We start from the raw sequence: 22,787 nt of genomic DNA, 5'->3' as shown, positions 1-22,787 counted from the left end.
TTATCCAAAGAAAAAGCCTGCATGAGAGAATCCATGCAGACTATGGAAAGTTAAACAAGTCAGCACAGATACAATCTGAAAAGTTCAGGTTGCACCTGCGATGAGCACACAACCTGATTACCGACTTTGCCACCAAATATTCAGTTGTTGTGTTGGATAACTCATCTGACCATTCTCCTAACGTCGTCTTAATGTGTTCAAGTATAGATAAGAGGAGAAAACTTGTCAACGCGTATTTGAAAAAAGGTTCATTGAAAAAACATGGTTTGTTCTTATATAATAATATTTGTACAAAAATATTTATAATAACGGTAAAGCGGAGAATAGTACGATTATGAGCCACTAATTTTCTTAAAATCATGAATATTAAAATATTTATATTAAATTTCGAAAGTTGTGCTAACCGTTGATATACCAGCGATAAACCGTCATTTTTTGATAAACCGAAAATGAAGTGAATTGTAATGTGATGGTTTAACGGTATGATGAGAATAAATTGAAACGGGGGAATTTACAGTGGGATATAATTTTTCAGCAGGACCAGGAATCATGCCAGCACAGGTTGTTGAACAAATTAAGCGTGATATGCCATCTTATCAAGGAAGCGGTATGAGCATTATGGAGATTAGCCACCGTTCCGCGCTATACACGGATCTGGCCGCCGAAGCGCAGCAGGACTTGCGGGACCTGATGCACATTAGCGACGATTACGCCGTGTTATTTCTACACGGGGGTGGCACGCTGCAATTCACGAATGTGCCCCTTAACTTGGCACAACAGCACCATCACGTAGCCTACTTAAATTCCGGACACTGGGCCCAAAAAGCGCTCGAGGCGGCCCAACGGATTGAAGGCCTCCAAGTTGACGATGTTCCGTCACTTGATGGCAATCTGCCCACCATTCAGGACCCGCAGCGCGGGGCGTTGGATTACCTGCACATCACGACGAACAATACCATTGAAGGGACGACATACCACCACATTCCAACGATCGACCAACCGTTGGTGGCGGATATGTCATCTAATATTTTGGCTCAGCCCTACGATATTAATCAGTTTGACCTCGTCTACGCCGGCGCCCAAAAGAATATCGGCCCAGCCGGCATGGCGATTGTGATTGTGAAACGTGAACGGTTAACCGACCAACCAATCTTGTCGGAAATTATGGATTACCGTCTGGAGGATAAGAAGGATTCGGCACTGAATACACCGCCCGTCTTCTGCACTTACGCTGCCGGCTTAACGTTTAAGTGGCTGAAGCAGTTTGGCGGCGTTGATGCCATTTATCAGCGTAATCAGGAACAAGCCAAGATGCTCTATGACTTTATTGATAACTCGAAGCTCTTCAACAATCCGGTACTCCCCGCCCAACGGTCACTGACGAACATCGTCTTTGTGACGGGGGATGCGCAATTAGATGCACAATTCATCGCGGCTGCCCGGGCGCAAGGGCTCGTTAACCTTGCGGGACATCGATTGGTGGGTGGCATACGGGCCAGCCTGTACAATGCGATGCCGACGGCCGGCGTGACAGCACTGATTAACGTTATGAAAGATTTTGAAGTTCAACACGGAGGACAATTCTAATGTATGCAATTAAAACCTATAATGTGATTTCAAACGTCGGTTTGGCAGTTTTTCCCAAGGATCAGTATGTGATCAATGGCGAACAAGAACCAGATGCCCTTTTGATCCGGAGCCAGAACCTCCATCGGGGGGTCTTGCCGGTGAGCCTGCTGGCAATCGGTCGCGCGGGGGCGGGAGTCAATAACATCCCCCTCGATAAGGCAAGCGAAAACGGGGTGGTGGTCTTTAACGCCCCCGGGGCTAACGCCAATGCGGTCAAGGAACTGGTGATTGCCATCTTGATCATGGCGGCCCGACCAATTTTACCGGCGATTAATTGGACCAAGTCACTCACTAATGGCGACGCCGCGGACGTCACGCTACAGGCCGAAGCCGGGAAGAACCACTATCGCGGTACCGAACTGGCTGGCAAAACCCTCGGCGTGATCGGACTGGGAGCGGTCGGATCGAAGGTCGCTGATATGGCGCACCAAATGGGGATGAACGTGATTGGGTACGATCCCTATATTTCGGTTGAGCACGCTTGGCAGGTACAAAGCGACATTCCACGGGCTGATTCACTCAAGGAAGTGCTCGAAGCCAGCGACTACGTCACGATTCACATTCCCTATAATGAACGAAATAAGAATCTGATTGGTGCCGAAGAACTATTAATGATGAAAAAAGGGGCCGTCCTACTCAACTATTCGCGTAACGGCATCGTAGAAGAAACGGCTGTGATGGCCGCCCTCAACGTGGGTCAGCTCGATCAATATTGGACGGACTTCGCGTCGGATGCGCTCATTAAACACGATAAGGTCGTGGTGACACCCCATCTTGGTGGCACCACTAAGGAAGCCGAGGATAACTGTGCCCAAATGGTGGCCACGACGCTGCGGAAGTACTTAGAGACGGGGGAGATTGAGCATTCGGTCAACTACCCAGACGTGCGGATGCCGTTTAATTCACCATACCGTCTGACCCTCCTGCACCAAAACGTGCCTAACATGGTTGGACGCGTGGCGACGATCTTGGCGGATCTCAACATTAACATTGCCAACATGATTAACGCATCCCGGGGCGATTTCGCCTACACCTTGATTGACGTTGATCAAATGGATGATGAGCTCTACCATAAGTTTGAAGAAAAGTGCCTGTCAATTGATGAGATGATTCGGGTACGGGGCATTCGTAACGCCAAGTTTAATGGATGAGGAATGAATCATTAAATTAAAAAAAGATGAGAAATTGTGTTGACACTGTGCAAGAAGTTTTGTATACTAATGTCAACAATTTGATGAACGGCGCGTGAATGAGTCGTTGGATTAGCTGTGAGCGAACTTTTCAGGAAGCATCGGCAATGAGAAGATGCAAGTTCCTTGCAGTGAAAGAACGGTTTTGGCGCAGGTCCTTTTCGAGGGATCATGGGCAGACACCCAATATAATGTCAGGGTATTGGTTTTCAGTACCTGGTGAGATGGTATATGTGAGTATGCCATAAACAAAGGTGGTAACACGCGAGAGCGTCCTTGTTGTAAACATTCGTTTACAGTGGGGACGCTCTTTTTTCGTTCATCAAACCACATAGCACCACATAGAACAATCGATTACTCACAACACATATTTGCTACATATACACATAGAACACGCTGGTCAAAACACATAATCCCTAGTGAAAGGATGGTAGCAAACCATATGACACATACTAATGAGAGAACCACAAACGTTAATTGGCCGCATTTATCGGTCTTATACTAAAAATTAAAATCACATTAAATTCGGTGGGTGGACTATTACGATAGTGCACTCTTTTTTCGTGGCTAAAAACGCAGATATCAATTGAAATGTAACCGATTTCACAATATAATAGATGCTAGATGACTTGTTGCTGATGGATGATCGAAAGGCAGGGATTGTATGGCTGAAGAACGAATTTTGATCTTAGTAAAACCGGACGGCGTGGCCCACGGACACATTGGGGAAATTGTGACCCGTCTTGAGAAAAAAGCGTATCACGTTGACGCCCTTAAAATTGTGATGGCGACCAAGGATCAGCTGGCGCGGCACTATTCACAGCTTGTTGAAAAGCCGTTTTATCATGAAATTGAAGACTACATGCAAGAGGGGCCAATCGTTGCGATGGTCGCCAGCGGGACGAATATTATTGATGTGTTCCACCGGATGGCAGGAGCAACTAATCCGTCGGACGCCGCTTTCGGCACGATTCGCGCTGATTTTGGTCGTGAATGGCCCGATGGCATTTTGAGAAACGTCGTGCACAGTTCGGACAGCGTTGCTTCAGCAGAAAATGAAATTCAAATCTGGTTCCCTGAGTTGGCTGATGAGACGGCATAGCTGGCCGCATCGGGCGGTGAGGAGGAACCAGCGATGACCATCTTTACCGAGTTTCAATTGACGGGTGACCTGCAAAATCAGGCACCGATGGAAAAGTATATGAGACACCAGTTTCCGTTTGCTGGTGTGCGGACGCCCGAACGAAAACAACAGGCGGCCCAGTTGATTCGGCAAAGCAGGCAAGTGCCCCTCCCTGAGCTGCTTGCAGGAATTGATGCCCTGTACCGGCGACCAGAGCGCGAATACCAGTACATTGCGATCGATGTGAGCGTCGCCAATGTTCGGCGATTGTCACTGACTGAGCTTTCGCAGCTGACGCAGTATGTCACGCAAACCGCGTGGTGGGATAGTGTGGATTCGTGGCGGAAGTTATATGGCGAGTATGTTCGATACGTTCCCGAGGACAAGCTGACGGTGTTTGCGCTATTTTATCAGCAGCCTAATCTGTGGATGAGGCGAATATCGATACTATTGCAATTATTAGAAAAGCAAACACTGGATCGGCAGCTACTCACCCAAGCGATCGAGTTCGATGCCCTCACTGATGAATTCTTTATCCAAAAAGCGATTGGGTGGGCGCTCCGTGATTTTAGCAAGTATGATGCGGACTGGGTACGTACGTTTATGGATGAACACGCGTTGAGTGCGTTGGCCGTTCGTGAGGGGAGTAAATATTTATAGTCAGTAAAAAACACGCCATTGATGAGCATATCAATGGCGTGTTTTATTTGAAAGTTAACCGATTACCGGCTGGCAGCGAGGGCGTGTAGCGACGCGTCGACTTTTTCGGCACACATCCGGCCTTCATGAATTCCCCAGATGACCAAACTAGGCCCGCGGCGACAATCGCCAGCTACGAAGAGTTGACCGTCATTAGTGGTGTAATCCTTATTCTTGTCGGTGACACCGAATTCATCGAAGAGCCATTGTTCGGCACCGGTGAAGCCCATGGCCAGCAAAACGAGGTCTGCTTTGATGCGCTTTTGGGTGCCATCGATGGGTTGGAAGTGTGAGACTTCACTGACTTCGACTTGGGCAACGTGCCCGTTCTGACCAAAGAAACCGGTCGCCGTTGCGGTGTAACGGGTGATATCCCCAAACAAGCTGCGGGCTTCCTGTTGCCCGTAACCGTTTTTGAGCACCATCGGCCATTCCGGCCATTGGTTCTCCGCCGTCCGCTCCTTGGGAAGGGCGGGAGTGATTTCGAGCTGGGTAATCCCCGCACAACCCTGGCGAATCGCCGTTCCGATACAGTCGTTACCCGTATCGCCACCACCCAGAACGAGAACGTGTTTGCCAGCCAACTTGGTTGTTGCGGCCGTTCCGTCCTCTAACACGGACTGAGTAGCTAATTTCAGGTAGTCGGCAGCTTGATAAATACCATCTAAGTCACGTCCTGGAACGGTGAGATCGCGCGCCTGCCGAGCTCCGGTACAGATGACGATTCGATCGAAATCTTGGCGCAGCTGAGCAGCAGAGATGTCTTTACCGACCTCGGTATTGGCAACTAGCTCAATACCAACTTTCCGGAGTGCGTCAAAGCGGCGTGCAACGATCTCTTTAGGGAGTTTCATGTTCGGAATGCCGTACATGAGAAAACCACCAAACCGATCGTCGCGTTCAAAGATGGTGACCGAATGCCCCAGTTGGTTGAGACGCCAAGCGGCCGAAATACCAGCGGGGCCACTACCAATCACGGCGATTTTCTTACCTGTTCGGTGAGCCGGTTTGCCAGAATCAACGACCCAACCATTTTTGAAGGCTTGTTCGATAATAAATTTTTCATTATTGCGAATTGTGACACCGGGGCCGTTGAGGGCGTTGACGCAGGAAACCTCACAGGGGGCCGGACAAACCCGACCGGTCATATCTGGTAGGTAGTTCGTGCGCGTTAGCCGTTCGAACGCCCGCTTATCCTGATTTTTGTAGACCAGGTCGTTCCATTCGGGGATCAGGTTATCATTTGGACACCCACTGACGGCCTTGCCATCCCCGTAAAAGACGCCGTGATGACAGAATGGAATCCCGCAATTCATACAACGAGCAGCCTGTTGCCGGCGATCCTCATCGTTTAAGTCCAGTTCCATCACGTCAAAGTCTTTGATCCGTTTCATTACCGGACGCATCGGGTTGTTTTTCCGATTATAGAGTAAAAAGCCTCTCGGATTTCCCATTGATGATTCCTCCTAACTTTGGCTGCTGGTTGCGGCGTAGAAAGCTTTTTCTACGACTTGATCCTTTGGAATCCCAGCATCTGAATATTGTTTGATTAGATCGTGCATCTTGTGGTAGTCACGCGGATAGACCTTGATGAAAGTTTGCTTTTCGTCTTCCCAGTGATCCAAGATCTTTTTCGCAGTGACTGAATTTGTGAAGTAGTAGTGCTTTTGGAGCATGTCTTTTAGAACATGACTGTCGTCGCCGGTTTCGTCGAGATGGTACAGATCAACGAGTTCGGGATTGCATTGTTGTTCAAAGTCGTGCTTCCAATCGTAGATGTAGGCGACACCACCTGACATCCCCGCCGCAAAGTTCCGGCCGGTCCGTCCAAGGATCACGGCGACGCCCCCGGTCATGTATTCGCAGCCGTTGTTGCCAACACCTTCGACGACCACCTTGGCACCGGAATTACGAACGCAGAATCGTTCACCGGCCCGACCGTTGAAGTAGGCTTCACCAGCCGTGGCACCAAAGCAGGCAACGTTCCCCACAATCGGCGCGTGGGCGTACAGCGTTTGGGCTTGTTCGGGGGCGGCGACGATTAAGCGACCGCCCGAGAGGCCTTTACCAACGTAATCATTGGCTTCACCAGTGAGCTTGATTTCTAGTCCCTGGGTAATGAAGGCGCCGAAACTTTGACCAGCAGTCCCGTGGTAGTTGAACTTCAACGATCCCGGTTTGAGACCGTCGTTGCCAAAGTGGGCAGCGATCCAGCCACCTAAACGGGCACCGGCTGAACGGTCAGTGTTGTTGATCGGCAGGTCAACGGTTGTGGCATTGCCGTTTTCCAGACTTGTTTTGGCAAAGAGGTCCAAATCTGGCCAGTCGTACTTGGCCTTGAAGGGATCCTTGACCTTTCGATCGATGGTGATGGTTTTGCCAATCATCCGGTCGTAATTTAACGTCTTGGCTTTGCCAGCTGGGACGTAGCGGGGGGTTAGATGTTCGCCGTGGCCGACCATTTCATCAATGGTACGGTACCCGAGTTGCGCCATCTGTTCCCGTAAATCCTGTGCCAAAAAGCGCATCATGTTCATGACGTGTTCGGGTTTGCCGGCGTAGAGTTTCCGGAGGTCTGGGTTTTGGGTTGTGATCCCGATGGGACAAGTGTTTAAGTTACATTTGCGCATCATGACGCACCCAATTGAAACCATGGTGAGCGTGGCAAAACTGAATTCTTCCGCCCCGAGCATGACGGCCACGGCGATGTCACGACCGGTCATTAACTTACCGTCGACTTCAAGGGTGGTCCGTTGCCGGAGATGATTGAGGGCCAATGTCTGGTGGGCATCGGCAAGCCCCATTTCCCACGGTAGGCCACTATCGCGGGTTGAGTTACGTGGTGCCGCCCCGGTTCCACCATCGTAGCCTGCGATGACCACGGTGTTGGCGCCCGCCTTGACGACCCCCGCAGCAATGGTGCCGACGCCGGTCGAAGAAACTAGTTTGACGTTGATCTTGGCGTAGGGGTTTACCTGCTTGAGGTCGTAAATCAGTTGGGCAAGGTCTTCAATGGAATAGATATCATGGTGCGGTGGTGGTGAAATCAACTGCACCCCGGCGATCGATCCCCGAATATCAGCGACCCAAGGGTAAGCCTTACCGGCTGGCAGTTGACCACCTTCACCGGGCTTGGCGCCTTGTGCCATCTTGATTTGCAGTTCTTCGGCGTTCATGAGGTATTCGGTATTGACCCCAAAACGGGCGGTTGAAACCTGCTTAATTTTACTGTGCCGATCGAGACCGTCCGGACCAACTTTGAAACGCCGGCGATCTTCGCCTCCTTCACCAGTGTTACTACGGGCGCCAAGCTTGTTCATGGCGATAGCGATGGTTTCATGGGCTTCTTGTGACAGGGAACCAAAGCTCATGGCGCCGGTCTTGAAGCGTTTCACGATTGAACTGACGGGTTCGACTTCACTGATTGGCACCGGCTTACGATCGGTGGTATCAATATGCCACATGGAACGAAGGGTGACTGGATCGGTCAGCATGTCGGTATTCATCTGATCGGCATACTTTTGGTACTCTTCGTAGCTACCAGAGCGCACGGCCTTTTGAAATTGATAAATTGATTTGGGATTGTACAGGTGGTGTTCACCATCGACCTTATACTGGTAGCTGCCACCAGAAGGGAGATCATCGATTGCATGGGCGTCGTAGGCGTCTTGGTAGTGCCGGTAATACTCGGCTTCAATTTGGTTTAGATCGATGCCCCCAATCCGACTCGGAGTGCCCGTGAAGTACTGGGCAATGACATCGTCCGCCAGACCAATCGCTTCAAACAACTGCGCCCCTTGATAGCCAGCGACGGTCGAAATCCCCATCCGGCTCATGATCTTAACAATGCCCTTAACGGCCGCATGACAGTAGTTATCGAGCTGTTGTGCGTAGCCCCGTTCTACCAAGGTCGCGAAGGCTCCGTAAGGATGAATAGCTGCGGCCCCGTAACCAACGAGACAGGCAAAATGGTGAATTTCGGTCGCTTCAGCCGTATCAACAACGAGGGAAGCGGCGGTACTCTTGCCTTGACGAACCAGGTAGTTATGTAACCCAGCAACGGCCAACAGCACCGGAATGGTCATTTGGTGGTCACCAACCGGCCGATCGGTGAGAATCAAGATGGCCGCCCCATCATCAATCGCGTTTTCGGCCTGTTTGAAGAGGGCTTCTAGCGCATGCGCCAGCCGGTTGGGAATGTCATCCAACGTGTAGGCGAGTGACAGTGTTGCCACCTTTAAGGACGGTAGGTCGATACTGTTGAGTTTGGCGTAGTCTTGGTTATTTAAAATAGGAGACTCGATTTTTAGCTTTTGACAGTTGTCCGCAATATCTTGGGTGATATCACCATCACGCCCGAGGAAGAGGGTGGTATCAATGACCACCTTTTCACGGAGTGGATCGATGGGTGGATTGGTCACCTGCGCAAATGACTGCTTAAAATAGGTAAACAGAAGTTCAGATTTACGACTCAACACGGCGAGTGGTGAATCAAAGCCCATGGCGACCACGGGTTCGCCCCCGTTTTGGGCCATGGGAATCAAGGCGGTTTCAATCACTTCATGGGTATAACCGTTACGCCGCCAAAGCTGTTGCAAAGCGGCGTCGCTGATTTTAGCCTCGGCTTTGACTTCTGGCAGGTTGCTCAGCGTCAAACGGTTAGCAGTCAACCACTGCTCATAGGGATGTGCGGTGGCAAACTCGCGCTTTAACTGATCAGACTTGTAAATTGTTTTTTTACTGGTATCCACCAGAATCATTTCTGCGGGAGAAAGAATGCCCTTTTCCTTAATGTCGGTGGGTTCGATATCCACAATGCCGGATTCTGAACCAACCACCAAAACGTTATCCTTGGTCAGGGTGTAGCGGGATGGCCGTAGCCCATTACGATCAAGGAAGGCGCCGACTTGGATCCCATCGGTGAAACATAGGGCGGCAGGACCGTCCCAAGGGGCCATGAAGGTTGCATTGTATTCATCAAAGGCCCGTTGTTGTTTGGGCATCTTGGCGTCGGGACCCCAGGCTTCTGGGATCATCATCATAAGGGCTTGAGGAATGGATCTACCGTGTCGGTAAAGGTATTCCATACAGTTTTCGAGTTTGGCTGAATCGGAATCATCCTCGTCGTAAACTTCAATGCCGTGACTGATAAGCCAATTTTCGGCGCCCTTCAGCGTGTTAATTTCACCGTTGTGGGCGAGAAAACGAAATGGTTGGGCGCGTTCCCAACTCGGAAATGTGTTAGTGGAGAAGCGGGAGTGAATCAGGCAAATCGCACTTTGCATGCTTTCGTCGTGTAAATCGGGGTAAAAGAGCCCGACTTGGTAGGCGTGCAGCATCCCCTTGTAGACGATTGTGCGACTTGAGAGGGAACAGATGGCCAATGATTGATGACCAAATGTTTTCTCAAGTTGGCGCCGTAACCGGTACAGGTGATCCTCAAATGGCCGGCCCGCGGCAACGTCAACGGGCCGCTGAATAATGACCTGAATGAATCCAGGCATCGATTTTTGGGCAGCTGGGCCACAACTTTCGTAGACAAACGGCACGCTCCGGGTCAAGAGCACCGGAAAACCAGCGTCACGCATTTGTTGCTGAACGGAAGCGAGCATTGCGGCTTGTTCCTGTTCATCGTGCGGTAAAAAGAGTTGGGCCACGGCGTAGTCGCCAAATGGTGGCAACGTTAGTTGAGCCTGTTTCATTTGATTACGGAAAAATTGATCAGGCATCGCCATCAAAATTCCGGCACCGTCACCAGTGTCTGGTTCGGCGCCAGTACCACCACGGTGATTCATTCGTTGCAACATTGTTAAAGCTTTTTCCACGAGTTCATGACTCGGACGTCCGTCGACTTGGGTAATGAAGCCCATCCCGCACGCATCGCGTTCAAACTCTGGGGAATACATTAATTTTCCTGTGGGCATCGGACTGCTCATTTAACCACCTACCTATTAAACATGAGTTAAAAATTAAAATATGGACTTAATTTCTAATGTTATTCTAATGAACGCGGTTCAGCAATGTAAAAACAACTAAAATAAATTCTGCTTTTAGTTAAAATCACTAAAGAAAAGGCCAATTTAGCCGGTAAATTTGATAAATAGCGCAATTTGTGAATAATATTCCAAAAATAGATGATAGATGGTTTTAATTTTGTTGTAATGAATCATATAAAATACTAGTCAAAAATCCCGTAAAATGCTTGAATAATCTTGCAAAAATGTGGAGGATGTGGTTATAATTTAATTCAATTTTAATAAAAATGATCACTTTGAAAATGAGGATCATTAGTCGGAGCGAACCGGCCAATTGCCCGTGGTACTGGCGGTTCTACGATGTGATCGGGAGGTGTTTGGCTCAGCGTAGTGATGTGATCAACCGGTTGATTGACTATTACCTGTCGTTATTTACGTACTTTTCGTAAGCAATTTATTGGGAAGATTAGGCGAATGTCGGTTGTAACCGTGATATGATAATAGTAATTTGAAGCACGATCAGCACCAAGTACATAATTTTAAATTTGAAAGGGGTTTGTCAGATATGGCAACTTTAAAAGTGACAGATCTTCACGTCAGTGTTTCTGATGATGAAGAAAAAACACAACGAGAGATTTTAAAAGGGGTTAACTTAACGTTAAACACTGGTGAAACGCACGCGATCATGGGACCTAACGGAACCGGGAAATCGACGTTGTCTGAGACCATCATGGGCAACCCAAACTATATTGTGACGAAGGGGGATGTCACCCTCGACGGCGAAAGTATCTTGGGTAAACCCGTCGATGAGCGTGCGCGCGCAGGGTTGTTCCTTGCCATGCAATATCCTGCTGAAATTAAGGGGATTACGAACGCCGAATTTATGCGTGCGGCGATTAATGCGCGCCGTCCCGAAGATGACCCCATTTCTATTCGGGCCTTCTTGAAGGAACTGGATAAAAATATCGGGGTCCTTAACATGTCAGATGAAATGACAGAACGGTACCTGAACGAAGGCTTTTCCGGTGGTGAAAAGAAACGTAACGAAATTTTACAATTGATGATGATCAAGCCGAAGTTTGCCATCCTTGACGAAATTGATTCCGGCCTTGATATTGACGCCCTCCAAGTGGTTGCCAAGGGCGTTAACGAGATGGCTAGTCCGGACTTTGGTATGTTGATGATTACCCACTACCAACGGTTGTTAAACTACATCCATCCGGATCAAGTCCACGTGATGATGGACGGCCGGATCGTGAAGACCGGCGACTTCTCACTGGCCCAAGAACTGGAAGCCAAGGGGTACGCAGGGCTACGCGATGAACTCGGATTAGATGTGAACCTCGTCGATGATGACGTGCCAACAGGAAACGGGGATGAATAGAATGCCTAAATCAGCAACATTGGAACTCAATCCGGCACTGCTCGAAGCTGCCAAGTTCGACCAAGAACCACAATGGTTTGCTGACCTGCGCCAAGCGGCTTGGGACCAGGCACCAGACCTTGCACTTCCTGACTTTGCCAAGATTAATTACCGTCATTGGCCCCTACTCGACTTTGCCGCTAGCGGGACCGCAAACGAGACTGTTCCCGCCGAAATTGCGGCCCAGCAAGACGAGTACAACTTTGTCAGTGTGAGCAACGCGACGGTGAAATTGACTTTGCCCGCAGATTTAGCCGCTCAGGGCGTCGTGTTTTGCGATCTGGCCACGGCGGTTAAAGAACATGGTGACCTCTTGCAACAGTATTTGTTAACCAAAGCCATTAAGGCCGATGAAGATCGTTTAACCGCGGTCAATGCTGCATTGATGACGACCGGTTTCTTCCTTTATGTGCCGGCTAACGTCACGATTAAAGCCCCGATCAGTATTTTGCAGGTGCAGGATAGTCGTCAGGCTAGCAATTTTGTGAGCCATTCCGTGATTGTTGGGGGCGACAATAGTAACTTCCAAGTACTCCAACGGGTGACGACGGTGGGCGAGGAAAAGAATCCAGCAAGCCTTGCTGTTGAAGTGATTACGCTTCCCGGCAGCCACGTGAAGTTCTCTTCCCTAGATTCATTAGGAGAACAAACGCATGCCTATTTCAACCGGCGTGGTCATTTGGAACGTGATTCAGAGATTGACTGGACGATGGGTGTCTTAAATGATGGCAATACGATTGCCGATTTTGATTCCGACCTCAAAGGTGCCGGATCACACGCGGAAGTACAGACGGTGGCCATTTCGACGGGCAAGCAAACCCAAGGAATCGACACAAGTGTGACTAACTATGGTAAGCATTCGGAAGGTAACATTTTACAACGTGGGGTGCTCCTTGAAAAGTCGGCGCTGGTCTTTAACGGGGTTGGTAAAATCATTCATGGTGCACACGGTGCGCAGGCCCAACAGGAAAACCGAATTTTGATGTTGTCGCCGGAAGCTCGTGGAGACGCCAATCCGATTTTGTTGATTGACGAAAACGATGTGATTGCCGGTCATGCGGCCAGTGTAGGTCGGGTTGATCAAGGGCAGATGTACTACTTGATGAGTCGGGGACTGACCAAAGAAGTCGCACAACGTTTAGTTATTTTAGGATTTTTAGGGGTTGTATTGTCAGAAATTCCAGTTGCTAGCGTCCGAGATCAGATGATAGCAATGATCGAAAGGAAGCTAATCAATGGACAACGGGCTGAATAATTCACGCAAAGATTTTCCGATTTTAGATCAAACGGTTAATGATGAACCGTTAGTTTACTTAGATAACGCGGCAACGACCCAAAAGCCGAACCAGGTTTTACAAGAAATTATGCGCTATTACCAAAACGATAACGCTAACGTGCACCGCGGTGTGCACACGCTCGCCGAACGAGCCACGACCAGCTATGAAGCCGCGCGTGATAAGGTGGCAGCCTTTATTAACGCGCCGAGTCGTAAGTGTGTCGTATACACGCGATCGACGACGGAAGGCCTCAACTGGGTCGCTAGTAGCTTCGGTAATTTAGTTGTTAACGAGGGCGACGAAATTGTGATTTCAGAATTAGAACATCACAGTAATATTGTCCCGTGGCAACAGGTGGCCGCCAAACAACACGCGACCTTGAAGTACATTCCGTTAACCGCTGATGGGGAGCTAGATATGGTCAGTGCCCGCCAGCTAATTACGGATCAGACGAAGATTGTGTCGATTGCGCAGGCCGCTAACGTGATGGGCGTGGTGAATCAGATCAAGGAACTCGCCCAACTCGCCCATCAGCATGGGGCGTACATGATTGCCGACGGGGCGCAAGCCGCTCCCCATATGCGGGTCGACGTGCAGGACTTAGATGTGGACTTCTACGCCTTTTCCGGCCACAAGATGTTGGCACCAACGGGAATTGGCGCGCTATATGGCAAGGAAGACCTGCTTGAAAAAATGCCCCCTGCCCAGTTCGGTGGTGAAATGATCGACTTTGTGCACCATCAAAGTGCGTCATGGAAAGAACTACCATGGAAGTTTGAAGCCGGCACGCCCAATATTAGTGGCGCCATTGCGTTAGGCAGCGCCATCGACTACTTGAATCAGCTCGGGATGGCTAACATTGAGGCGTACGAGCAAGACCTTGTGGATTACACGTTGCCAAAGTTATTAGAGATCGAGGGGCTCACCGTTTATGGGCCGCATGATCCAGCTAAGCACACTGGTGTGATGGCCTTTAACTTGGATAACCTGCACCCCCATGATGTGGCGACCGGGTTAGACATGGAAGGAATTGCGGTTCGGGCCGGCCACCATTGTGCCCAACCGTTAATGGAATATTTGGATGTCAGTGCCACTGCCCGCGCCAGTTTTTATTTCTATAACACGAAGGCAGAAGCGGATCGGTTAGTGAACGCAATCGAAGCAGTAAAGGAGTTCTTTAATCATGGGACTGTCTAGTTTAAATCATTTGTACCGCGAAGTGGTCTTAGACCATTCGCAACATCCGCGTCATCACGGCGCACTACCCGCCGCCACGGATCACTTGGAATTACGTAATCCCACCTGTGGGGATGTGATTGATGTGCAGGCGCAAATCAAGGACGGGGTCATTACCGACCTGGCCTTTGATGGTAGCGGGTGTACGATTTCACAGGCGTCAGCTAGTATGATGACGACCGTTTTGATCGGGCAACCGGTAGACCATGCGCGGGAGTTAATTTTAAATTTTTCCAACCTGATTACGGGAAAAGAAATTGATGCAAAAATGGAAGACGAGTTGGAAGATGCCGCGGTCATTGGTTCCGTGGCTGAATTTCCGACGCGGATCAAGTGTGCGGCACTCGCCTGGCACGCCTTAGATGAACTACTGGATAAGAAGGGAGCTGCTGCTAAGGATGACTGATGTAAGAGACATCGTTAAAGATACAGACTACGAGTACGGGTTTCATGACGATATTGATTACGCCTACAAGACGGGGAAGGGCATTAGTGAACGAATTGTTCGTGAAATCTCAGCTGAAAAAGATGAACCGCAGTGGATGCTTGACTACCGTTTAGCGGCCTATCATGCTTATTTAAAAATGCCTGAACCAGCTTGGGGACCTGATTTATCGGGACTCGACCTTGAAAATATGACGTTTTATCAAAAAGCCACGGATAAGCAGTACCGCGACTGGGATGACGTTCCCGAAAAAATTAAGACAACCTTTGATAAGTTAGGGGTGCCCCAAGCCGAACGGAAGTATTTGGCGGGATCTTCTGCCCAGTACGAATCCGAAGTGGTCTATCACCGGATGGCAGAATCGTTTGAAAAGCTGGGAATCGTCTTTACGGATACGGATACTGCCTTAAAGGAATACCCAGAGTTGTTCAAAAAATGGTTTGGCAAGCTCGTTAAACCAACGAACAACAAGTATGCGGCCCTCAATTCCGCCGTGTGGTCTGGTGGCACGTTCATCTATGTGCCAAAGGGCGTCACGGTGACGACCCCGATTCAATCGTATTTCCGGATCAATGCCGAGAAGTCGGGGCAGTTTGAACGGACGTTGATCATCGTGGATGAAGGCGCGCACGTCGAATACGTCGAAGGGTGTACGGCGCCCACTTACACGAGTGATAGTTTGCACGCGGCGGTTGTTGAAGTGAACGTATTACCGAACGCCTACTGCCGGTACACAACGATTCAAAACTGGTCGAATAACATCTATAGTTTGGAAACCAAACGGTCCCAAGCAATGGAAAATGCCGTAATGGAATGGGTCGATGGTAACCTGGGATCGAAGGTTACGATGAAGTACCCTTCCGTTTACCTAAATGGTGAAGGGGCGCGGGGAACGATGCTCTCAATCGCCGTGGCGGGTAAAAACATCGATTCAGATACTGGTGCCCAAATGATTCATAACGCACCGAACACCTCGTCATCGGTTGTGTCTAAGTCGATCGCCAAGGACGGCGGGGCTGTCGATTATCGGGGAAAAATCAAGTTTAGCAAGCATTCGGATGGGTCGTTCGCGCATGTGGAATGTGATACAATCATCATGGATGACAAGTCCTCAAGTGATACGATTCCGTTTAATGAAATTTTGAATAACAATGTTTCGATGGAACACGAAGCTAAGGTGTCAAAAATTTCTGAAGAGCAACTCTATTACCTGATGAGTCGGGGGATTTCAGAAGCAAAGGCGACGGAAATGATCATTATGAGCTTTGTGGAACCCTTTACGAAGGAACTACCGATGGAATACGCGGTTGAATTGAACCGGCTAATTAGTTTTGAAATGGAAGGCTCGATTGGCTAAGTACCGATTAAAATGATGATCAAAAACGCGTTAAGCAACCTAAGGAGGACGTCAAATGAGTACATCAGCTGACTTTAAAGAACGCGCACTGGCTGCGCTTGAAAACGTAATTGACCCAGAACTGGGAATTGATATTGTAAACCTCGGTTTAATCTATAACGTCGAACTGAGCGACGAAGGCACGTGTAAGGTGACCATGACCCTCACGATTGCAGGGTGCCCATTGACCGACTACTTAAACGACGCCATCACGGAAGAGATTTCTGGTTTTGACGAGGTTAAAAACGTCGACATCAACCTTGTTTGGGAACCGGCATGGTCGATTGAAAAGATGTCGCGAGAAGCACGAATGGAATTAGGTATTCATTAAGCAGATACCTTGTTAGACGTTAAATGATCCTCACTGCAGAGTTAATCTGGGGTGAGGATCATTTTTTATGAGTAATCAGTGGTGGTTAACCGCATTGCTGATAACGATTTTCTCATTTTTAGAGTAATATCGGGATGTGCTAATTGTTGATATACCAGTGGTATAGAATGGATAAAGCTGGTGGTGAAAATAAAATTAAATAAAAATGAGAAATTGTCTTGCATTCTCTAATTATGAGCGGTATATTATGAGTATCAAATTTGAAGGAGGTTACGACCATGAAACAGGTAGAAATTAACAGCAAACAAATTATTGCGACCGCGGCCGTAACCGCAAAACTTCAAGCCTTATTATTATGATGCTGGACTCTGACAATTAATGTCGAGTCCTATTTGCGTTATGAAATGGGGCTTGACCAGCACCCCATTTCAATGGGGTGCTTTTTTATTTGCTAAACAGGGATTAAGGATAAGGAAAGGTGATTCATATGACTAAACAAATTCAATTTTTTGATACAACATTGCGTGACGGAGAACAAACCATTGGGGTGAACTTCAGCATTGAAGAAAAGGTAGAAATCGCTAAGCAGCTTGAAGCTTGGGGCGTTGATTGTATTGAAGCCGGATTCCCCGTCGCCTCTGAAGGAGACTTTGAAGCGGTCAGTGCCGTCGCCGCAGCCGTGAAGCACACATGCGTCACTGGGCTGGCTCGCGCACGCAAAGGTGATATCGACGCATGTGTTAAAGCAACTGCGCAAGCCGCTCATAAACAGATCCATGTCTTTATCGCCACGAGTCCTGTTCATCGTGAATCAAAGCTACATATGACAAAGGAACAGGTCCTTGAATCCATTACCGATTCAGTTACATATGCCCATCAATTCTTCGACATTGTTGAATTTTCACCCGAAGATGCGACGAGAACCGAACATGATTATCTCTGTACCGCAATCCAAACGGCGATTGATGCTGGGGCTTCCGTGATCAACATTCCTGATACGGTGGGCTACACCAATCCTGCTGAATTCGCAGAACTCTTCCAATACATGCAAAAACACATTCCATCATTTGATGACGTCACGTTCTCAGTTCACTGCCACGATGACTTGGGGATGGCCGTTGCGAACAGCCTTGCTTCCATTGAAAATGGCGCTACTCGAATTGAGGGAACGATCAACGGAATTGGCGAACGTGCTGGTAACGCCGCCTTGGAAGAAGTTGCCGCTGCCCTCTACGTCCGGAAAGATTATTACAACGCGGAAGATAATATTGATTTGAAGGAAACCAAGATGACGAGTGACATGATTAGCAACTATGCGAACATGCCGGTTCCCCGGAACAAAGCCGTGGTTGGCGCAAACGCCTTCGCACATGAATCTGGCATTCACCAAGACGGGATGTTGAAGAACCCAAACACCTACGAAATTTTGACACCTGAAACGGTGGGGGCCAATAAGACAACGTTGCCACTCGGCAAACTTTCCGGTTCCCATGCAGTGATGGCCAAGCTTCACGCAATGGGCTTCAAGGTTGATCGTGAAGAAATGAAGGAAATTTTCCCAATCTTTAAGGATAAAGCGGATCATACTTCAATCGTGTCCGAAGATGATCTTCGTGAAATTATGAAACAAATCAAAAAGGTGGTCGCATAGTATGCAAGAAAACAAAACAGCTCAAATTGCCGTTCTCGCCGGTGATTACATTGGTCCCGAAATTATGGCAGCCGGACTAAAGGTCCTGCAAGCCGTCAGCGAAGAGGGGCGCTTTGAATACAAAATTCATGAAGAGCCCTTTGGGGGGGCGGCAATCGATCAAGCGGGTGATCCGTTACCACAACAAACGCTTGAAACGTGCCAACAAAGCGATGCCATTTTACTGGCCGCTATCGGGGGGCCAAAGTGGGATCAGGCACCGAAACGTCCTGAGGCCGGGCTGTTGGAAATTCGGAAGGCATTAAACCTATTTGCTAATATTCGACCGACCGCGATTAGTTCCGCGATGCAACAGTATTCACCGATTAAAAACGAGAAGCCCGTTGATTTCGTCATCGTGCGGGAGCTAACGAGTGGCATCTACTTTGGGACACCGCGTGAAAAACACGCTGATTACGCGCTTGATACCATGCGGTATACCAAAGAAGAGGTTCAGCGAATCACCCACATTGCCTTTCAAATGGCGCAAAAGCGGCGTCATCATGTCACACTTGTCGACAAGGCCAACGTGCTGGCAACCAGCAAGTTTTGGCGCGAGATTGTCGGTGAGATTGCACGGGACTATCCAGATGTGACTTACGATACCAGCTATGTAGACGCGGCGTCGATGAAGATCATTTCAGCGCCCGATCAGTTCGATGTGATTCTGACCGAAAACCTCTTTGGGGATATTCTCAGTGATGAATCAGCTGAAATCACGGGGTCCCTCGGAACGATTCCATCAATGAGCCAAGGCAGTGATGGCCCGGCACTCTATGAACCAATTCATGGGTCCGCACCCGATATTGCTGGTAAAGGGATTGCCGATCCGATCTCGATGGTTAAATCGGTGGCGATGATGTTAGCGAACACGTTTGATCGACAGGATCTCGCAACCGAAATTACCGATGCGATTAACGAGACGATCAGCAAGCAAATTATGACTCCCGATCTTGGCGGTCATGCCAATACCGACGAGGTAACCCAAGCAATTATTAATTCGATTCAAGAAAGCAGGCGTGCATAATGCAACAGACAATGTTTGATAAACTTTGGAACCGACACGTGATTTCCGGCAAGCCCGGTGAACCACAATTGATTTACGTGGATCTTCACTTACTTCATGAGGTGACGTCACCTCAGGCATTTGAAGGGTTACGGGAAAACAATCGTCAGGTTCGGCGTCCGGATAAGACGTTCGCGACAATGGACCATAACGTACCGACGATTGATATTTTCAACGTTCAGGATGCCATTTCACGCAAGCAAATCGAAACATTGGATAAGAACGCCAAGGAATTTGGGGTTCGTCTTGCGGGGATGGGGCACGAAGATCAGGGGATCATTCACGTGATTGGCCCGCAATTAGGGTTAACCCAACCCGGGATGGTAGTCGTCTGTGGTGACTCTCACACGGCCACCCATGGGGCGTTTGGTTCCATTGCCTTTGGTATCGGGACCAGCGAAGTGGAACACGTTTTAGCCACCCAGACAATCTGGCAAACCAAACCCAAGACAATGGGCATTCATGTTCACGGAAAGTTACCGCACGGGGTCTACGCCAAGGACATTATCATGGGAATTATTGCTCGTGAAGGGGTGGCCTTTGGGACCGGCTATTCAGCCGAACTTTACGGTGACACAATTGAAAATATGAGCATGGAAGAACGCATGACGTTGTGTAACATGGGGATTGAAGGGGGCGCCAAGATGATGAACATCGCGCCCGATCAGACCACCTTCGATTACGTGGCAGGACGCAAGTACGCACCAAAGAACATGGCTCAGGCGATTGAAGATTGGCAACAGTTTTACACCGATAGCCCCGACGCGTTTGATAAGGTGATTGACTTTGACGTTAGTGACCTTGCCCCATTTGTTTCTTGGGGAACGAACCCGGGCATGGCGGTGCCCGTGGATCAAGCCTTTCCAGCCGTTCAGAATGCAGATGATCAGAAAGCTTATGATTATGTGGGCCTGCAACCTGGACAAACGGCACCGGAAATCCCGATTCAATTTATTTTCTTTGGATCGTGTACGAACGGTCGCCTCTCAGATTTGAAGATCGCTGCTCATATTTTGAAGGGCCAGCACATCGCGGATGGGGTGACAGCACTAGTCGTTCCCGGATCGCGGGCAGTTAAGAAGGCGGCCGAGAAGATGGGAATCGATCAAATCTTCAAGGATGCCGGGTGTGAATGGCGTGAACCAGGCTGTTCGGCCTGTCTGGGGATGAACCCCGATCAAGTACCAGCCGGCATGCACTGTGCGTCGACTTCCAACCGTAACTTTGAAGGCCGGCAGGGTGCCGGTTCTAGAACGCATTTGGCTAGCCCAGCGATGGTTGCCTATGCCGCAATTAACGGCCACTTTGTTGATATTAGAAAGGAAGAAGCCTAATGGAACCTATTACAACTGTCACGAGTACCACCATCCCTTTGATGAAGGAAAATATTGATACGGATCAAATTATTCCTAAGCAGTTCTTGAAAAATATTTTGAAGGTGGGTTACGGGCGCAATCTCTTCTTCGATTGGCGCTACATCGGCCCCAACAAACCAAATCCAGATTTCATTTTGAACAAGCCAGAACGTCAAGGTGCCGAAATTTTGGTAACGGGAGACAACTTTGGCTGTGGTTCATCACGGGAACACGCGGTGTGGGCACTGAAGGATTTTGGTTTCAAAGTGGTCATTGCCGGTGGCTATAGCGATATTTTCTACATGAACAGTACAAAAAACGGGGTCTTGGCGATTATCTTGCCGGAAGATCAACGTCAAATCTTGGCCGCCATTGCGCCCGACGAGAAAATTACGGTCGATCTGCCGAATCAGGAGGTCCGGTACGCGGATTACACGTTCCCATTTGAGATTGACCCCCTGTGGAAGGACAAGTTCATTAAGGGACTGGACGACATCGCCATTACAATGGGGTACGAAGATCAGATTGAAGCATACGAAGCTAAGATTCCGAGCTATAACTAGGGCATTAGCCTAACTCGTTATCAACAGGCAATAACAGACGCGTGAAACGGGAATCACGCGGATACATAGTAAAGAGGGTAACTAAATATGGAAATGCAAAGTGGTATAGAACTGCAGAGAAGAATTGATCGAACACACGAATCACCATTGTTTTACAAGATTTTTGCCTTAGTTGCCGGTGGCATGTTTTTGGACGCCGCCGACGTCTACATGGCGAGTGCCGTGGCCAGCACCGTTTTAAAAACCGGTTGGTCGACTCTCGCCCAGAACTCCTACTTTCTATCCAGTGGGTTTTTAGGCCTCTTTATCGGATCGTTAACGGCCGGGTTTATCGGGGATCTCAAGGGTCGGCGGGTCGCTTACCAAATCAACTTGCTTTTGTTTGGTGGCTTTACGTTCCTCGCCGCCTTTGCCCCCAACATGTGGATGCTTATCATTTGTCGTTTGTTCTCAAGCATCGGCTTGGGTTCAGAAATTGTGACCGGCTATTCAATGGTCAATGAATTTGCACCCATTCACAGCCGTGGCAAGTGGTGTGCGGCAGTGTCACTAATTGCGAATTCTGGGGCACCAATTACGATGTTGCTCTGTACGCTTATCATTCCGCACTATGGTTGGCGGGTGATGTTTGCTGGAATTGGGATTGTGGCCGCCGTTTTGTGGTATCTCCGGCGTGATATTCCAGAATCACCACGTTGGCTGATGGCCCACGGGAAGGAAACCCAAGCAGAGCAGATCATTGAACAACTCGAAGTCAATGGTAGCGATGATTTTACCGATACCAAGACAACGAAGCGGGAGACGGTTCATCACTCAATCGGAATCAGTTTGTTTGTGGCCATTGTGGCGGTTTCGGCAACTATTATTTGTCAGTATACCTTCACCTCATGGGTGCCAACCTTGTTGCTAAAGCGGGGCATTAATATCTCTGGTTCACTGGGTCTGTCAACGTTGATGATGCTCGGGGCGCCAGTCGGTTGTGCCATCGGGGCCTTTCTGGTTGACCGAATTGGCCGGAAGAAGACGATCGTGCCAGCCTTTCTGTTGACCGCCGTTTTCGGAATGTTTTATGCTCGTCAAGATACCATGACTGGTGTGGTCATCATTGGCTTTCTGTTGACTGCCTGCTTCTATGTATTGATGGCTGCGGTTGTCGCTGTTTACGTGGCGGAACTGTTCCCAACAACGTTCCGGTTCCGTGGTTCTGGTATTGCAAACGGGATCGCTAAACTGTTCACCGTTGCCATGCCGATTGTGGTGGCTTGGATGCTAAAGGTGACCACGACGAACATGATTTTCTGGACGATTAGTGCAATTGCGCTGTTTGCCGGAATTGTGGTCTGGTCATTGGGCGATGAAACGAACCAAAAGGATATTGGTTAAATCGAG

Annotated in this window: 17 protein-coding genes; 15 read left to right on the top strand and 2 right to left on the bottom strand. The window is 49.0% G+C overall.

What is annotated here, in order from left to right; translation table 11 throughout:
* Window positions 1–516 precede the first annotated feature (516 nt).
* The 4 genes from serC to FC26_RS06455 all read left to right on the top strand — a co-directional run bounded on the left by serC (window position 517) and on the right by FC26_RS06455 (window position 4,602).
* The gene (serC, locus tag FC26_RS06470) at window positions 517–1,587 is read left to right on the top strand and encodes a 3-phosphoserine/phosphohydroxythreonine transaminase (protein ID WP_083483767.1); all 1,071 of its coding nucleotides are present in this window, start codon (window positions 517–519) and stop codon (window positions 1,585–1,587) included.
* Window positions 1,587–2,780: a phosphoglycerate dehydrogenase gene (locus tag FC26_RS06465; RefSeq protein ID WP_057778905.1), complete on the top strand. Its 1,194-nt coding sequence runs from the start codon at window positions 1,587–1,589 to the stop codon at window positions 2,778–2,780. Before serC ends, FC26_RS06465 begins: the two co-directional genes overlap by 1 nt.
* A gap of 703 nt (window positions 2,781–3,483) precedes the next feature.
* Window positions 3,484–3,921, top strand: coding sequence for a nucleoside-diphosphate kinase (gene ndk / locus FC26_RS06460; RefSeq protein ID WP_057778903.1), 438 nt, complete (start codon window positions 3,484–3,486; stop codon window positions 3,919–3,921).
* A 33-nt stretch (window positions 3,922–3,954) separates the two neighbouring features.
* On the top strand, window positions 3,955–4,602 hold the full coding sequence (locus tag FC26_RS06455) for a DNA alkylation repair protein (RefSeq protein ID WP_057778901.1): 648 nt from the start codon (window positions 3,955–3,957) through the stop codon (window positions 4,600–4,602).
* Between the two features lie 62 nt (window positions 4,603–4,664).
* Here the strand turns inward: FC26_RS06455 and FC26_RS06450 are convergent, their stop codons facing one another.
* Together FC26_RS06450 and gltB are read right to left on the bottom strand one after the other, a co-directional pair.
* Window positions 4,665–6,095, bottom strand: coding sequence for a glutamate synthase subunit beta (locus FC26_RS06450; RefSeq protein WP_057778899.1), 1,431 nt, complete (start codon window positions 6,093–6,095; stop codon window positions 4,665–4,667).
* A gap of 12 nt (window positions 6,096–6,107) precedes the next feature.
* Entirely contained in the window at window positions 6,108–10,577 is a 4,470-nt protein-coding gene (gltB, locus tag FC26_RS06445; RefSeq protein WP_057778897.1) for a glutamate synthase large subunit, read from the bottom strand.
* Between the two features lie 604 nt (window positions 10,578–11,181).
* Here gltB and sufC point away from each other — a divergent pair.
* The 11 genes from sufC (at window position 11,182) to FC26_RS06390 (ending at window position 22,781) form a co-directional block, all read left to right on the top strand.
* On the top strand, window positions 11,182–12,000 hold the full coding sequence (gene sufC, locus FC26_RS06440; RefSeq protein ID WP_057778895.1) for a Fe-S cluster assembly ATPase SufC: 819 nt from the start codon (window positions 11,182–11,184) through the stop codon (window positions 11,998–12,000).
* Window position 12,001: 1 nt separating this feature from the next.
* Window positions 12,002–13,294: a Fe-S cluster assembly protein SufD gene (sufD, locus tag FC26_RS06435; protein ID WP_057778893.1), complete on the top strand. Its 1,293-nt coding sequence runs from the start codon at window positions 12,002–12,004 to the stop codon at window positions 13,292–13,294.
* The gene (locus tag FC26_RS06430) at window positions 13,275–14,513 is read left to right on the top strand and encodes a cysteine desulfurase (RefSeq protein WP_057778891.1); all 1,239 of its coding nucleotides are present in this window, start codon (window positions 13,275–13,277) and stop codon (window positions 14,511–14,513) included. Before sufD ends, FC26_RS06430 begins: the two co-directional genes overlap by 20 nt.
* Window positions 14,500–14,958 carry a Fe-S cluster assembly sulfur transfer protein SufU gene (sufU, locus tag FC26_RS06425; protein ID WP_057778889.1) on the top strand — a complete coding sequence of 153 codons (459 nt, stop codon included), beginning with the start codon at window positions 14,500–14,502 and terminating at the stop codon, window positions 14,956–14,958. Before FC26_RS06430 ends, sufU begins: the two co-directional genes overlap by 14 nt.
* Window positions 14,951–16,354, top strand: a complete 1,404-nt coding sequence (gene sufB, locus FC26_RS06420; protein WP_057778888.1) for a Fe-S cluster assembly protein SufB — start codon at window positions 14,951–14,953, stop codon at window positions 16,352–16,354. The genes sufU and sufB overlap by 8 nt, the downstream gene beginning before the upstream one ends.
* A 55-nt stretch (window positions 16,355–16,409) precedes the next feature.
* On the top strand, window positions 16,410–16,724 hold the full coding sequence (locus tag FC26_RS06415; RefSeq protein WP_057778886.1) for a metal-sulfur cluster assembly factor: 315 nt from the start codon (window positions 16,410–16,412) through the stop codon (window positions 16,722–16,724).
* A gap of 487 nt (window positions 16,725–17,211) precedes the next feature.
* Window positions 17,212–18,375 (top strand): 2-isopropylmalate synthase, encoded by a 1,164-nt coding sequence (locus FC26_RS06410; RefSeq protein WP_057778884.1) that lies wholly within the window; start codon window positions 17,212–17,214, stop codon window positions 18,373–18,375.
* Between the two features lies 1 nt (window position 18,376).
* Window positions 18,377–19,441, top strand: coding sequence for a 3-isopropylmalate dehydrogenase (leuB, locus tag FC26_RS06405; protein ID WP_057778882.1), 1,065 nt, complete (start codon window positions 18,377–18,379; stop codon window positions 19,439–19,441).
* Window positions 19,441–20,814, top strand: a complete 1,374-nt coding sequence (gene leuC, locus FC26_RS06400; protein ID WP_057778880.1) for a 3-isopropylmalate dehydratase large subunit — start codon at window positions 19,441–19,443, stop codon at window positions 20,812–20,814. The genes leuB and leuC overlap by 1 nt, the downstream gene beginning before the upstream one ends.
* Window positions 20,814–21,398 carry a 3-isopropylmalate dehydratase small subunit gene (gene leuD, locus FC26_RS06395; protein WP_057778878.1) on the top strand — a complete coding sequence of 195 codons (585 nt, stop codon included), beginning with the start codon at window positions 20,814–20,816 and terminating at the stop codon, window positions 21,396–21,398. The genes leuC and leuD overlap by 1 nt, the downstream gene beginning before the upstream one ends.
* 87 nt (window positions 21,399–21,485) lie before the next feature.
* A complete protein-coding gene (locus tag FC26_RS06390) occupies window positions 21,486–22,781 on the top strand; it encodes an MFS transporter (RefSeq protein ID WP_057778877.1) in 1,296 nt (431 codons plus the stop codon).
* The last annotated feature ends 6 nt before the right edge of the window (window positions 22,782–22,787 follow it).

Source organism: Paucilactobacillus vaccinostercus DSM 20634 (assembly GCF_001436295.1).
Classification (GTDB): domain Bacteria; phylum Bacillota; class Bacilli; order Lactobacillales; family Lactobacillaceae; genus Paucilactobacillus; species Paucilactobacillus vaccinostercus.
The sequence above is the reverse complement of the archived record's forward strand: the minus strand, read 5'-3'. Positions and strand labels throughout refer to the sequence as shown.

Bases quoted from the DNA above. Each gene is read 5' to 3' on its own strand.
- FC26_RS06410 (WP_057778884.1), top strand. From the start codon at position 17,212: ATGACTAAACAAATTCAATTTTTTGATACAACATTGCGTGACGGAGAA.
- sufU (WP_057778889.1), top strand. From the start codon at position 14,500: ATGGGACTGTCTAGTTTAAATCATTTGTACCGCGAAGTGGTCTTAGAC.
- ndk (WP_057778903.1), top strand. From the start codon at position 3,484: ATGGCTGAAGAACGAATTTTGATCTTAGTAAAACCGGACGGCGTGGCC.
- sufD (WP_057778893.1), top strand. From the start codon at position 12,002: ATGCCTAAATCAGCAACATTGGAACTCAATCCGGCACTGCTCGAAGCT.
- leuC (WP_057778880.1), top strand. From the start codon at position 19,441: ATGCAACAGACAATGTTTGATAAACTTTGGAACCGACACGTGATTTCC.
- leuD (WP_057778878.1), top strand. From the start codon at position 20,814: ATGGAACCTATTACAACTGTCACGAGTACCACCATCCCTTTGATGAAG.
- leuB (WP_057778882.1), top strand. From the start codon at position 18,377: ATGCAAGAAAACAAAACAGCTCAAATTGCCGTTCTCGCCGGTGATTAC.
- gltB (WP_057778897.1), bottom strand. From the start codon at position 10,577: ATGAGCAGTCCGATGCCCACAGGAAAATTAATGTATTCCCCAGAGTTT.
- sufB (WP_057778888.1), top strand. From the start codon at position 14,951: ATGACTGATGTAAGAGACATCGTTAAAGATACAGACTACGAGTACGGG.
- FC26_RS06465 (WP_057778905.1), top strand. From the start codon at position 1,587: ATGTATGCAATTAAAACCTATAATGTGATTTCAAACGTCGGTTTGGCA.
- sufC (WP_057778895.1), top strand. From the start codon at position 11,182: ATGGCAACTTTAAAAGTGACAGATCTTCACGTCAGTGTTTCTGATGAT.
- FC26_RS06455 (WP_057778901.1), top strand. From the start codon at position 3,955: ATGACCATCTTTACCGAGTTTCAATTGACGGGTGACCTGCAAAATCAG.
- FC26_RS06390 (WP_057778877.1), top strand. From the start codon at position 21,486: ATGGAAATGCAAAGTGGTATAGAACTGCAGAGAAGAATTGATCGAACA.
- FC26_RS06430 (WP_057778891.1), top strand. From the start codon at position 13,275: ATGGACAACGGGCTGAATAATTCACGCAAAGATTTTCCGATTTTAGAT.
- FC26_RS06450 (WP_057778899.1), bottom strand. From the start codon at position 6,095: ATGGGAAATCCGAGAGGCTTTTTACTCTATAATCGGAAAAACAACCCG.
- FC26_RS06415 (WP_057778886.1), top strand. From the start codon at position 16,410: ATGAGTACATCAGCTGACTTTAAAGAACGCGCACTGGCTGCGCTTGAA.